Origin of the sequence: Allobosea sp. 47.2.35, from assembly GCF_024655635.1 — a bacterium.
Lineage (GTDB): Bacteria > Pseudomonadota > Alphaproteobacteria > Rhizobiales > Beijerinckiaceae > Allobosea.
In genome coordinates, this window is sequence record NZ_JANLGI010000008.1 from 107,555 (window position 1) to 121,533 (window position 13,979).

The window sequence follows — 13,979 nt, forward strand, 5'->3', positions numbered from 1 at the left end:
AGCGCCGACTGGCGCCTTCAAGCAAAACGCCATCCCGTTTCGGTGAAAACTATGCTTTGTTCTGGAGGCGATCGGGGTCATGCATTAGCATGACGTAGAGGCTGCCGACTGCCTTTAGGACCGTGATTCATGACCCTCGTCGCGCGACTCTGCGGCCTGCTTCTCCTGCTGTTGCCCGGCCTTGTCCTGGCCGAGGCGCCGGCTGAGCGCCGCGTCGCGCTGGTTATCGGCAATTCCAGCTACCGCAACGCCCCCGTCCTGCCGAACACCGTGAACGACGCGCGCGACATGGTGGTCGCCCTGCGCAAGGTCGGCTTCGAGGTGGTCGACGGCATCGATCTCGACAAGCGTGGCATGGACGCGGCCCTGACGCGCTTCGCCCGACTGGCGCAGGATGCCGATGCCGCGATGTTCTATTTCGCCGGCCACGGCTTCCAGTTTAACGGCGAGAACTATCTCGTCCCGGTCGAGGCGAAGGTCGAGGACGAGGTCGGCGTCCAGTACGAGACGACGCGGCTCAACGATGTCGTCACCGCCCTAAACTACGCCCGCGGTGTCAAGATCATGGTGCTTGACGCCTGCCGCAACAATCCCTTCGTCGGCCTGCTCGCCAAGCGGCAGGCGACACGCGGTTTCTCGGTCGGCTCAGGCCTGGCTCCGGTCCAGCGCGCGCAGGGCATGGTCATCGCCTATGCCACGCAGGCCAACGACGTCGCCGCCGATGGCGCCGGCCGCAACAGCCCCTTCACCGCCGCTTTGGTGCGCGAGATCGATCAGCCCGGACTGGAGGTCGCAACGTTGTTCCGGCGCGTGCAGAAGAGCGTCTACGACACCACCGCCGGGCGGCAGACGCCGGAACTCTCGCTCTCCCTGCTCGGCGATTTCTACCTCAACCGCGAAGAGACGGATGCCGATGTCTGGCGCCGCATCCGCGCCAGCGACGAACCTGCCGCCCTGCAGGCCTTCATCCAGCGCTATCCGCAGAGCTTCTTCGTCATCGATGCTCGGACGCGTCTCGACCTGCTCGAGCGTCGCTCTTCGGTCTCTACCGAGCGCGACAAGCTCGTACGCGAATTCGCCGAGCGCGAGCGCGCCCTGCTCCAGCGCCTTGAACGGGCGGAACAGGGACGACGGCAAGCTGCTGATGATCTCGCCCGCAAGGATATCGGCGACGCCGTCGGCGTCCCGCCGCCCGTGCCGGCTCCGGGCTCCGCGCCGGTCGCGGCTGCCCCTGCTCAGCCCGCGCCACGTGTCCAGGACAAGGCCGAGCGCGCGCGCCTCGCCGACGAACTCGCCCGCCGGGAAACCGAGCTTGCGGCGATCGAGGCGGAGAAGCAGCGCCTCGCCGAGGAGCGCCGGACGGTCGAGCAGGCGCTGGCGGCGCGGCTTGGCGCCCCCGGCGCGCCGAGCCGCTCGACACAACCCATCGCCCTGCCGGGCGCGCCGCCACGCGCCCCGGAAGCAGCTCCCGGAGCGGCGCCGCGGGGAAGGTCCTCCGGCGATTGCGCCGAACTCCTGATGCGGGCGCAGCTCGGCGAGCTGACGCCGGGCGGGCGCGAACAACTGCGGCAATGCCGCTGATGCTGGGCCTCCGTGGCGGAAAGCCCGCTCGAAGCTGGAGAGATGAGCCATGACGGGGTTTGTCCGCTTCAAGACCGTAGCGATCGGCCTCGCCCTGTTGGCGGGCATGACCACGGCCGGCGCCCAGCCCGCGCCACCGACCCCGGTTCCCTTTGCCGACGCCTTGCGCAAGGCGGCCGACGACCTGTTCGGCAAGGCGGCCGTGACCGGCGAGAAGGTCAACCTCGTCATCGACCCGCTGATCGATGCGGCCTCCGGCGCGCAATCGGCCGCGACGCGCTCGATGCAGGCGACGCTGATGGAAATGGTCAAGGCGAATTACCCGCGCTTCAACGTGCTGCCCTTCGACAGCGAGGCGCTCGCCAGCCAGCCTGTGGTACTGGTCGGCACCTTCACCGCCGTGAACAACCAGGGTGTCACCGATGGGCCGCGCGATGCCTACCGCATCTGCCTGACGCTGGCCGATCTCAAATCCAACAGCGTCGTGTCCAAGGGTGTCTCGCGCGCCCGGTTAGAGGGCGTCGACGCGACGCCGACACAATATTACCGGGACTCGCCACTCTGGGCGAAGGACCAAGCGACGGACGTCTATATCAAGACCTGCCAGGGCACGAAGCTCGGCGACGCCATCGACCCCGCCTATGTCGAGAGGCTCACCGCCAATGCACTGATCAATGACGGCATCCTCGCCTATGAGACGCAGCATTTCCGTGAGGCGCTGGCCTTCTACCGGGCGGCGCGCAAGCTGCCCGGCGGCGAGCAGCACCGCGTCAGGATCGGGACCTATCTCGCCGCCAGCAAGCTCGCGCGGCGCGAGGACATGGTCGATGCCTTCGGCGACCTGATCGATTACGGCCTCGGCACGGACCGTTTGATGGTGAAGCTGCTGTTCAAGCCCGGCACGACGCAGTTCATCGACGACCGCCAGATCACCGAGCCCTATCCGATGTGGCTCAGCCAGATCGCGACCCGCGCCCGCCAGAAGGGCGCCTGCCTGGAGATCGTCGGCCATACCTCGCAGACCGGCCTGCCGCAGGTGAACGACCGGCTTTCGGCCCTGCGGGCGCAGTTCGTCATGGACCTGCTGCTCACCGGCGCGCCGGATAACCGGGGTCGCATGATCGCGACCGGCCGCGGCTTCCGTGAGAACCTCGTCGGGACCGGCAAGGACGATGCCAGCGACGCGCTCGATCGGCGGGTCGAGTTCAAGGTGATCGGCTGCTAGAGCCCTTTCGCGCAAAAAGGCATCAGGACCGGAGCCTGCGCATCATGGGTTGACACAGGACCGGGCCGGACAAGCGGCCCCCGGAGATTCCGCGGCTTTGTCCCCTGCTCTTTGTGAACAGGTGGCATGCTTCCAGTCGCCTCCTGCGGGCTGACGCGGGCCTCTCCACCCCTCAGTGATCGCGCAGTTCCCGGTCTTTTTCTGTCTCTGCGAAGAAACGTTTCCGCCGGCGGCAACCTGTGTTTACGCGGGCACGGCCGGCTCGGCTCGCCTGCGGGAGCGAAACATTCGCCCACCCAAAGGTTGGAATAACCCCGCGAATCACTTGTATTGGGGACGGCCGCAGGCGCGAAGCATGCAGCGCAGCGCCCTGGCGAGTGTAACCGGGCGTTAACCTGTATTAACCAATGGTCAAGACATGACGATGCTGCACCGACATCGGCGCGCGTGCCTATGAGGGCCTGGAACGTCATCGCTGCGGCACGCCCCGGCATGCTCCGTGACGCCTCCAGACCTGTGGCAAGCGGGTTCGCGGCAGCGTGCCTGGCCCTTATACTTGCGGGCTGCGGCGAGCAGCGCTTCTCAGGCGACCAGTTGGTCACCGCCTCGCGCGCGACCTCCGTCGATATCGGCCGTGCGATGGCGCTGCCTCCGCCCGGCAGCGTACCGGTCATCGGCGTCACCCAGCGGACCTATGATAACGGCGTCTCGCAGACCATTTCCCTGGCGACCCGCGGCCGAACGCCGGGCGAGAACGCCTTCCACGTCGCCTTCCTCACGGCTGCCGATCTCCCCGAGGAAGCGGGCGTCGAAGGCAGTCTGCTGCGGGAACCCAGCATCGACGACTTCGCCATCGCCAGGGAGATGGAAGAGCGCCTTCCCGGCGTCGCCATGGCGCCATCAGCGGTCTTCGTCCAGAACAGGTACGGCCCCTTCGGCTATGCCTTCGGACGCGGCGCCGGCGGCGAAGCCTGCCTCTACGCCTGGCAACGGCTGGCACGGGGAGACAGCGTGTTCCGGCCACGCTCGGGCGTGATCTCCGTTCGCCTGCGCATCTGCGATCCCGCCGCGACCGAGGCCTCGCTCCTGCGCCTGGCTTATGATTATTCGCTCAATGCCCGGCTGCAGCGCGTCGGCTGGAATCCGATCGGCGATGCCCCCGCGCCCTCCCCGGACCTCGGCGAAGCCGGCGCGCCGATCTATCCGCAAGCGCCGCAGCCCTCCTTCGGCGAGGCCCCGCAGCGCCCGCAGGCCGCAAGGCCCCGGCCGGAGCGCAGACAACGACCCGCGCCCGTGGAAATCCAAGCCCCCGACCCGGTCTCAATCAGACCTCTCGAAGGATACCCCACCGTCCCGCCGCCACCCGCGCCCTGAGCCCAACCCGAATAGCCGAACACCCGATGCGAACCGCGAGCTACGTCATTTTCTGGGCCCTGACCGCGATCGTCGTCATCGCGCTCGTGACCCTGCCGATCAGCCTGCAGGCGCATCTGATCGCCGGCACGATCGTGGTCGGCGCGATGGTCGTGCTCAAGTTCCTGCGGCCTTACGGCGTCTGGCGGCTGATCGCGCTCGGCCTGGGAACGGCGATCGTGCTGCGCTACGTCTACTGGCGCACGACCAGCACGCTGCCGCCGGTCAACCAGCTCGAGGACTTCATCCCCGGCCTGATCGTCTATCTCGCCGAACTCTACAATATCGGCATGCTGGGTTTGAGCCTCTTCGTGGTGGCGATGCCGCTGCGCAAGCGCGAGACGCCGCCGATCGACCTCGCGAACGCGCCGACGGTCGATGTCTTCGTGCCGTCCTATAACGAGGAGCCGGAGCTGCTGGCGACGACGCTCTCGGCGGCACTGGCGATGGACTATCCAGCGGACCGCCTGACGATCTATCTGCTCGACGACGGCGCCACCGACGAGAAGTGCAATGCCGACGATTTCGCCGCAGCCAGCGCCGCCCGCGAGCGCCGCGCGACGCTGCAGAAGCTCTGCGAGGGGCTCGGGGTCACCTATCTCACGCGCGAGCGCAATATCAGCGCCAAGGCCGGCAATCTCAACAACGGCATCGCGCATTCCAAGGGCGAGCTGATCGTCGTCTTCGACGCCGATCATGCCCCGGCGCGCAGCTTCCTGACCGAGACGATCGGCTATTTCGGGCAGGACCCGAAGCTCTTCCTCGTCCAGACGCCGCATTTCTTCATCAACCCGGACCCCCTGGAGCGCAATCTCCAGACCTTCCGCTCGATGCCCTCCGAGAACGAGATGTTCTACGGCATCATCCAGCGCGGCCTCGACAAATGGGATGCCTCCTTCTTCTGCGGCTCGGCCGCGGTGCTCAGGCGGACCGCGCTCGAGACCACCAACGGCTTCTCCGGGCGCAGCATCACCGAGGATGCGGAGACCGCGATCACCCTGCACGCCACCGGCTGGCACAGCGTCTATGTCGACAAGCCATTGATCGCCGGGCTTCAGCCGGCGACCTTCACCAGCTTCATCGGCCAGCGCTCGCGCTGGGCGCAGGGCATGATGCAGATTCTCATGTTCCACCGCCCGATGTTCAAGCGCGGTCTCTCGCTGCCGCAGCGCCTCTGCTACTCCTCCTCGGCCCTGTTCTGGCTCTTCCCCTTCGCCCGGCTGACCTTCCTCGTCGCGCCCCTGTTCTACCTGTTCTTCGGCCTGGAAATCTTCGTCGCCTCCGGGCCCGAGTTCATCGCCTATGTGCTGAGCTACATGGTGGTGAACCTGATGATGCAGAACTACCTCTATGGCCGCTATCGCTGGCCCTGGATCTCCGAGCTCTACGAGTTCATCCAGTCGGTCTACCTGCTACCGGCCGTGATCTCGGTGCTGCTCAACCCGAGCAAGCCGACCTTCAAGGTCACCGCCAAGAACGAGTCGCTGGAGACAAGGCGCGTCTCCGAGCTCGGCCGGCCGTTCTTCATCATCTTCGCCGTGCTCGCGCTCGGCGTCGGCGCCACCTACTGGCGCACGATCACGGAGCCCTATAACGCCGACATCACCCTGGTCGTCGGCCTGTGGAACATGCTCAACCTGCTGATGGCGGGCTGCGCGCTCGGCGTCGTCTCCGAGCGGCCGGAAGGACGCGGCGCACGGCGCTTCGCGGTCAAGCGCCGCGGCGAGATCAGCATCGACGGACGCAAGGCCCGGGTCATCACGGAAAACGTCTCCGTCGACGGCATCGCCATCAGGGTGATGTCGAAGGAGTTCGACAAGCTGCCGGTCGATACCGCCGGGGAGATCACATTCGAGACCACGATCGACATGCCTGCCGGCGCGCTGCCCGTCCGCGTCCGGCGGCGCGAGCTGGACGACAAGGGCTTGCTGCTTGGCTGCAGCTACGAGCCGGCCGAGCCCTTGCATAGCCGCATCATCGCGGACCTGGCCTTCTCCGACGCCGAGAACTGGAGCCGCTTCCAGAAGGCGCGGCGCCATAACCCCGGCGTGATCCTGGGAACACTGCGCTTCATGCGCCTGGCTGTTTTCCAGACAAGCCGCGGTCTTTCCTATTTCTTCGGCCTCTACCGCCTGTCCCGTTCGACCACCCGGCCGGGAGCTGCGGAATGAAGCGCATCCGGTTTTCCACGCATCTGGCCGCGATCGCCGCCTCGGCCCTGCTCACAACCGGGCCGCTCCCGGCGCAGGAAGCACCACCCGCCCAGCCGGGCCCGGCACCGTTCATGATCGCGCCGCCCATGCAGGCTCCGGCAAGCGCTCCTCCGCCCGCCAGCCCCGCTCCTGCCGCAGCTCCGGCGGAGGCTCCGGCGGCAGCTGCCTCCGCCCTCCTGTTCAAGCCGCTCCTGCCGGCGGCGCGCGTCACGCTCGAAGGCGAGAGCGACATGCGCAACTGGGCGTTCTACCTGACGCAGGACGAGGCGGCAGCCGAGCTGAACCTCGACATCGCTTTCCAGAACGCGCTCGTGGTTATGCCGGAAGCCTCGCGCCTCACGGTCCGGATCAACGGCGAGCGCGTCAGCGAAATGCCGATCGCCTCGTCCGATCGGCTGAAGCGGACCTCCGTCGCCTTGCGCAAGGGCCTGCTCCGGGCGGGCCAGAACACGATCGGCTTCGAGGCCGTGCAGCGCCATCGCACCGACTGCACGGTGGGCTCGACCTATGAGCTCTGGACGCGCATCGACGGCGCCGGCACGCGCCTGAGCTTCAGGAACGCGAGCGCCCGGCCATCGGCCTTGCGCGGCATCGACGACCTCGCCGCCATCGGCGCCGACGAAGGCGGGCAGACAAACATCGTCATCGTCGCGCCCGGCGCCTCGCGAGGCGTTGCCGCCGGCAGCATCCTCGCCACGGCGCAGGCACTCGCGCTGCGCGGCCGCTATGGGCAGGTCGCGGTGACGGTGGCCGAGCAAATGCCGGCGCGCCTCCGGCCGGGCACGCTCACCGTGGCGCTCGGGACGAACGAGGAGATGCGCGCGCTGCTCGGCACGCTCCCCGCCGAAGCGAATGGCCGCAGCTTCCTCGGCTTCGTACCCGCGCAGAAAAGCAGCGATCTCCTGCTCGTCACCGGCGAAGGCTGGCCCGATCTCGAAGCCCTGATCGCGAAGCTCCTGACCACGCCGGTCTCCCGGCCGGCCAATATCAACCGCAAGACCATGGACACCGCGAGCTGGCACCTGCCGGACGCGCCCTTCATTTCCGACCGGCAGGCGATCCGCTTCTCCGAGCTGGGCATCCCCACGCAGGAATCGACCGGCAGGCGCATGCGCGTGCGCGCGGTCGTCGCGATGCCCGGCGATTTCTATGCCAACGCCTATGGCGAGACGACGCTCTATCTGGACGGTGCCTATTCGCAGGAGGTCCTGCCGGGCGACAGCCATATCGAGATCTTCGTCAACGGCAATGTCGCAGCGACCGTGCCGCTCAATGCGGCGACGGGCGGGCTCTTCCAGCAATTCCCGATCACCATCCCGCTGCGGCATTTCCAGCCGGGCATCAACGAGATCTGGTTCGAGGCGGTGACGTTGACGAAGTCGGACCTCGCCTGCGGCCCCGGCGCGACGCTGCCGGGCAAGAGCCGCTTCGCCCTGTTCGATACCTCTGTCCTCTCCATGCCGGACTTCGCCAAGATCGGCGTCAGCCCCAATCTCGCGGCGATCGCGGGCACCGGCTTCCCTTACTCGGTCGCGTCGCGCGTCGCCCTGATCATGGGCCGGCAGGACACCGCCAATCTCAGCGCCGCCGCGACGCTGCTCGCGCGCATCGCGCGCAACGCCAGCCGGCCGCTCGCCGTCGATGTCGTGAACAACCCCGCGCTGGTCGGGGACCGGCCGGCACTGATCGTCGGCACCGCCGGCCAGATGCCCGCGGGACTGCTGCCGCGCGTCGGTATCGCCGACAATGTCCGGGCCACCTGGCCACAGCGAGCCGATGCCGTGGTGGTGACACCGGATGCGGAAGGCGCGGCCGTCTTCGACGCCGTCATCAACCGCCTGCAGGGTCGCGAGGCGACGCCCGAGGCCTCAGGCGGCGCGGCACCGACGACCGAAGCCGTCCGCGATCGCTGGCGCGGCTCGCTCGGCGGTCCGCTGGCCCGTTACTTCGTCGGCTTCGACCAGTGGCTGCAGAGCACCTTCGACCTCTCCTTCGCACAGTTACGGGCACCGTCGCGAGCGCCCACGCTCTACGAGCCGGCGGAGGGAACCGAACTGATCGCAGCCCAGGCCGCCGACCCCGAGACGCGGCAGGTCTGGACCGCCTTCATCGCGCGCCGCGACGAGACCCTGCAGAGCGCGGTCAGCCGCATCGTCTCGCCCGGCAACTGGGCCGGCATGGCCGGGCGGATCACCGCCTTCCGCGGCGCGCAGGACGCCCATGTCATCTCGGCCGACAGGACCTCCTTCGTCATGACCCGGCCATTCAGCCTCACCAACATGCGGCTGGTCTTCGCCAACTGGATGTCGAGCAATATCGGCATCTACGCGCTGGCTCTGCTGCTTGCCTGCATCGGGCTCGGCATCGGAACCTCCCTGATGCTCGGGCGGTTGGGTCGGCGCTCATGAGATGGGTCCTCGCAGCCATGGCAGCCGTCTTCCTCGGCCTCATGCCGGGCGCATACGCGGCCGTGCCCGCTAATGCCTGGGCGCTCTATCGGGATAAGTTCGTCACGGCGGAGGGGCGCGTCGTCGATGATGTGAACGGCGGCATCAGCCATAGCGAGAGCCAGGGCTACGGCCTGCTGCTGGCCTGCCTCGCCGACGACCGCGCGACCTTCGCCAAGATATTCGCCTTCACCCGCACGGAGCTTCTCATCCGCGATGACGGTCTCGCGGCCTGGCGCTGGGACCCGAAGGCGAGCCCGCATGTCACCGACATCAACAATGCCAGCGACGGCGATCTTCTGATCGCGCACGCATTGGCCTGCGCCGGCGCACGCTGGAACATGCCGGCCCACACCGCCGCTGCCCGCCAGATCGCCAACGCGCTGGCAAAGGTCGCGCTCAGGCAGCATGCCGGGCAGGCCTGGCTGATGCCCGGCGCGGTGGGCTTCTCGGAGAAGGACCGCGCGGACGGGCCGGTGATCAACCCCTCCTACTGGGTGTTCGAAGCCTTTCCGGTGCTGGCCAAATTGACCGGCGACCAGCGCTGGATGCAGGTACAGGCCAGCGGGTTGAAGCTGCTCGACGATCTCGCCAAGCGCAAGATGCCGGCGCCCGAATGGCTCTCGATCAAGGCCGCCGCGAAGCCGGCCGAAGGCTTCCCGGCCCAGTTCGGCTACAACGCCATCCGTATCCCGCTTTACCTGCTGCGCGCGGGGCTAGGCGACAAGGCGCGCCTTGCGCCCTTCCGCCAGGCCTGGGCCGACGGCACGGCCGTCGTCGATGTGATCAGCGGCAAGCCGGTCGAGCCGCTGCCGGATGCGGGCTACCGCATCCTCTCCGCCGCGATGGCCTGCGCGCTTGATGACACGCCGGTGCCGGCTGAGCTCAGGACATTCCAGCCCACCGCCTATTACCCGTCGACGCTGCATCTTCTCACCCTCTCGATGCTCAGCGAGAGGTATCCGCAATGCCTGTGAAACCCGTCCTCATCGCCGTGGCAGTCTCAGGCCTCGCCTTCTACGCGCTCGGCCGCTACGGCCATGACACCGCATCGCGCGAACCGGCGCAGCCGATCATCCAGCCCGCGCAGGCACAGGCTCCTCAACAATCCCCGCAGAGCCTGCCCGCTCCGGCAGCGAACGAAATCGCGCAAGCCGCTTCGCCGGACCGCCCGGCAACACCTCCGTCACCAGCGCCCAAGGTCGACGAAACCGCCTTGCGCTACTTCGCGACGCAGGGTGATACCCGCCGCTACGAGGCCGAGCTCGCGCGGCTCAGGGCGCTCTATCCGGAATGGAAGCCGTCGACCGATCCTGCCTCTCAGGGGCAGGCTGGCGATCCAGAGCTGGAGCGGATGTGGCGGCTCTTCGCCGAGGGCAAACACGGCGAAATCCGCGCCGCCATCGTCCAGCGCGGCAGTGCCGATCCGAGCTGGCGAGCGCCCGCCGATCTCATCGCCCAGCTTGACGCGGCCGAGGCGCGCCAGCGCCTCGTCAACGCATCGAACGCCCGGCAATGGGAGCAGGTCATCCGCCTGGGCACCGAGACGCCGGCGCTGCTGACCTGTGCCAGCGTCGATGCGCTCTGGCGCGTCGCCGAGGCCTTCGTCCAGACCGGCAAGCCCGAACGCGCCCGCGACGCCTATGCTTACGTCCTGACCAACTGCACCAATCCGGCCGAGCGCGCCGGCACGATGCAGAAAGCGCTCGCCACCCTACCCGAGGCTCTCGTCGATGCGCTTCTCGCCCAGGAGCGGCAGAACGAGTTTGCGAGCATCCGCGACGAGATCGCCCGGCGCCATATCGGCAAGGCCGCCGACGACCCGACCCAGAAGGCGACCGCCGCCGAGATCCAGCGCATCGAGGCCCTCGCCAACGCCGCGACCACGCCCGACGACGCCATCCTGCTCGGCTTCTACACCCTGCATCACGACGAGCCGGCCAAGGCCGCGACCTGGTTCCAGACGGCGCTGGCGCGCAATGGCGGCGCCAAGGCAGCCGAGGGGGCCGTTCTCGCGCTGGGCGCGACCAGGAAGTACCAGGAAGCCGAGACGCTCGGCGCCCAATGGCTGGAAGCCGGTGCAGCCAATCGCAAGGCCTATCTCGACGTCATCACCGCATTGCTGACCCAGGAGCCGCCGCCGCGCCTCGACCGCACCGTGGTCGAGCGCATCGCCCGGGCGGTCGGGCAGGACAAATACGCGCCCGGCGCCGGCGCGCTCGGCTGGTATGCCTATAATGCCGGGCAGACCGCTCCCGCCGGAACCTGGTTCGAGACCGCGCTCTCCTGGGATCGCAACTACGAACCTGCTGCTTACGGCCTGGCGCTGGTCCGCGAACGGCAGCGCGACCAGGCGGGCCTGCGCGCCCTTGTCTCCGAATGGGGCAGCCGCTCGCAGCGGATCGCGGAGGTGCTCAATCCCCGCCGCGCCCGCCCGGCCGCGACCACCGAGCGTCCCGTGGAAATCCGCGACGTTCCGCGCCCGGAAGCAGCCGCCGAGCCGATCGGACAACGTCCAGCTCCGACGGTACGCACCCGCCGCGGGAGCCCGGTCGAGCGCGAGGAGATGGCAGCCACCGGGCGCGCCGCCGCGCCCCGCCCCGTCGGCGGCAATTGCGGCAACGGCAGCTCCGGCGCTGCCGCCTTGCAGCGCGGCTGGTGCCTGCTCAATCTCAAGCGCCCGGTTGCTGCTGCACAGGCTTTCGAGGCGGCACGGCGCAGCGGCAATGCCGAGGTCGCGGCCGATGCCGCCACCGGCCTGACCTATGCCAAGATCCAGCAGGGCCTGACCAGCGAAGCCGCCGCCGTAGCCGGTGCCACCAACCTGCCGCCCGCGCGACGCCGGGAACTTGCCACCTTGCTTCTGTCGGAACGGTTCTATGCCCAGTACGAGGCGAAGGATTTCAACGGAGCCCTGCTCACCCTGTCGGAACGGCGCCGGCATGCCCCCGAGACGACCGACCTGATGCTGATGCGCGGCTGGGCCTATTACAATCTCGGCCGTTACGACGATGCCGGGCGCATCTTCGAAACCCTGTACAAGGTGAACAGGTCGTCCGAGGCCTTGTCGGGTATCACGGCGATCCGCGACGCCACCCGCCTCAACCGGTATTGAGGCGGGAATCGGCCGCTTTTCAGGTGATGACGGCCGTCATGACGTGGTGAAGCGCCGACACCTGATTGATCCGCGAGCGCGTCAACAGTATTCCTCTTGTCGACAAGAGGATTCCCCATGAAAGCCACCAAGAACAAGGCAGCGCCCGCCCCGGAGCGCAAGCGCGGCTCGGGCGTGAAATTCGTCTATGACCTGCTGCGCAATGAAATCCTCGATCTCGTCCTGCCGCCCGGCAGTCCGATTGACGAGGTGCAGCTTGCCGAGCGCTTCAGCATGTCGCGCACGCCGATCCGCGAGGCGCTGGTACGATTGGCTGGCGAAGGGCTGATCGACACGCTGCCGAACCGTTCGACCATGGTGGCGAATCTCGACTTCCTCAACATGTCGCCCTTCTTCGACGCGCTGACGCTGATGTACCGCGTGACGACGCAGCTCGCCGCGCAGAACCGCCGTCCGGCCGACCTCGAGGCGATCCAGGCCCGGCAGGCTGAATTCGCCGCCGCCGTGAAGGCGCAGGATGCCCTCGCGATGATCGCCACCAACGCCGCCTTCCATGCCGCCATCGCCGAGGCTGGCCGCAATCCCTATTTCAACGGCCTGTTCAGCCGCCTCCTCGACGAGGGCCGCCGCTTCCTGCGGCTCTACTACCAGTCCTATGACGACCGGCTGCCCCAGCAGTTCGTCGACGAGCACGAGGCCATGATCGCCGCCATCGTGGCACGCGACACCACCTTGGCCGATCGCCTCGGAAAGGCGCACGCCGAGCAGATCGTGCAGCAGATTCAGAAACTTATGATCGGAGAGGAACGCCTCGACGTCACGCTGTGACGCTTCTTGTGTAATTCTTGTCGACAAAGAATATGCAAACCGCTATGAAGGGCTCGGAGGGGGGCGCCGCCGGAGCACGCACCAATCGGATCGCGATCTGATCGGACACGGCTCTGGCGGCGAAGCCTCTGCAAGAATGACAGCCAGAAGGAGAGCGAGATGAAGGCCCAGATTTTCTCCGGCGTGATCCCCGCGCTGATGACCCCGTGCAACGCCGACCGCACGCCCGATTTCGACGGGCTGGTGCGCAAGGGCAAGGAGCTGATCGCCGCCGGCATGTCCGCCGTCGTGTATTGCGGCTCTATGGGTGACTGGCCGCTCCTGACCGATGCGCAGCGCATGGAAGGCGTCGAACGCCTGGTGAAGGCCGGCATCCCGGTCATCGTCGGCACCGGCGCGGTCAACACCGCCTCCGCCGTGGCGCACGCCGCCCATGCCCAGAAGGTCGGCGCCAAGGGCCTGATGGTGATCCCGCGCGTCCTGTCGCGTGGCTCGGTCATCGCCGCCCAGAAGGCTCATTTCAAGGCGATCCTGGCCGCCGCGCCCGGGCTGCCGGCCGTGATCTACAACAGCCCCTATTACGGCTTCGCCACCCGCGCCGACCTGTTCTTCGCGCTGCGCGCCGACCATCCGAACCTCGTCGGCTTCAAGGAATTCGGCGGCGCCGACGACATGCGCTATGCGGCCGAGAACATCACCAGCCGCGACGACGACGTCTCGCTGATGATCGGCATCGACACCACCGTCGTCCATGGCTACGTCAATTGCGGCGCGACCGGCGCGATCACCGGTATCGGCAACGTGCTGCCGAAGGAAGTGCTCCATCTCTGCAAGCTCTCGGTCGCTGCCGCGGCCGGCGATGCCGAGGCGCGCCGCCGCGCGCAGGAACTGGAGCAGGCGCTCGGCGTGCTCTCATCCTTCGATGCGGGCCCGGATCTCGTTCTGTTCTTCAAGCACATGATGGTGATGAAGGGCGACGCGGAATACGCGCTGCACTTCAACGAGACCGATGCGCTGAGCGACAGCCAGCGCGGCTATTGCGAAGCCCAGCTCAAGCTGTTCGACGCCTGGTATGCCGACTGGTCGAAGCAGGACGCCGTGCGCAAATACGCGGCCTGATCATGCAACCCCGCGCGGCGGAGCATCTTCCGCCGCGC

General features: G+C 67.7%; 9 protein-coding genes. All 9 read left to right on the forward strand.

The genetic code is table 11. From position 1 onward, the window contains the following. Positions 1-129: 129 nt before the first annotated feature. The 9 genes from NUV79_RS12315 (at position 130) to NUV79_RS12355 (ending at position 13,941) form a co-directional block, all read left to right on the forward strand. Entirely contained in the window at positions 130-1,581 is a 1,452-nt protein-coding gene (locus NUV79_RS12315) for a caspase family protein (RefSeq protein WP_257733374.1), read from the forward strand. 49 nt (positions 1,582-1,630) lie between these two features. Beyond that, a complete protein-coding gene (locus NUV79_RS12320) occupies positions 1,631-2,806 on the forward strand; it encodes an OmpA family protein (RefSeq protein ID WP_257733375.1) in 1,176 nt (391 codons plus the stop codon). A 594-nt stretch (positions 2,807-3,400) separates the two neighbouring features. Further along, entirely contained in the window at positions 3,401-4,180 is a 780-nt protein-coding gene (gene bcsN, locus NUV79_RS12325) for a cellulose biosynthesis protein BcsN (RefSeq protein WP_257733376.1), read from the forward strand. A gap of 26 nt (positions 4,181-4,206) precedes the next feature. Beyond that, complete coding sequence (gene bcsA, locus NUV79_RS12330; RefSeq protein ID WP_257733377.1) at positions 4,207-6,390, forward strand: UDP-forming cellulose synthase catalytic subunit; 2,184 nt, start codon at positions 4,207-4,209, stop codon at positions 6,388-6,390. Then, positions 6,387-8,840, forward strand: a complete 2,454-nt coding sequence (locus NUV79_RS12335; protein ID WP_257733378.1) for a cellulose biosynthesis cyclic di-GMP-binding regulatory protein BcsB — start codon at positions 6,387-6,389, stop codon at positions 8,838-8,840. The genes bcsA and NUV79_RS12335 overlap by 4 nt, the downstream gene beginning before the upstream one ends. Positions 8,841-8,857: 17 nt before the next feature. Continuing rightward, the gene (locus tag NUV79_RS12340) at positions 8,858-9,856 is read left to right on the forward strand and encodes a family 8 glycosyl hydrolase (protein ID WP_257733379.1); all 999 of its coding nucleotides are present in this window, start codon (positions 8,858-8,860) and stop codon (positions 9,854-9,856) included. Then, positions 9,847-11,994, forward strand: a complete 2,148-nt coding sequence (locus NUV79_RS12345) for a tetratricopeptide repeat protein (protein ID WP_257733380.1) — start codon at positions 9,847-9,849, stop codon at positions 11,992-11,994. Before NUV79_RS12340 ends, NUV79_RS12345 begins: the two co-directional genes overlap by 10 nt. A gap of 117 nt (positions 11,995-12,111) precedes the next feature. Next, positions 12,112-12,822 (forward strand): GntR family transcriptional regulator, encoded by a 711-nt coding sequence (locus NUV79_RS12350; protein WP_257733381.1) that lies wholly within the window; start codon positions 12,112-12,114, stop codon positions 12,820-12,822. Positions 12,823-12,981: 159 nt separating this feature from the next. After that, entirely contained in the window at positions 12,982-13,941 is a 960-nt protein-coding gene (locus tag NUV79_RS12355) for a dihydrodipicolinate synthase family protein (protein WP_257733382.1), read from the forward strand. The last annotated feature ends 38 nt before the right edge of the window (positions 13,942-13,979 follow it).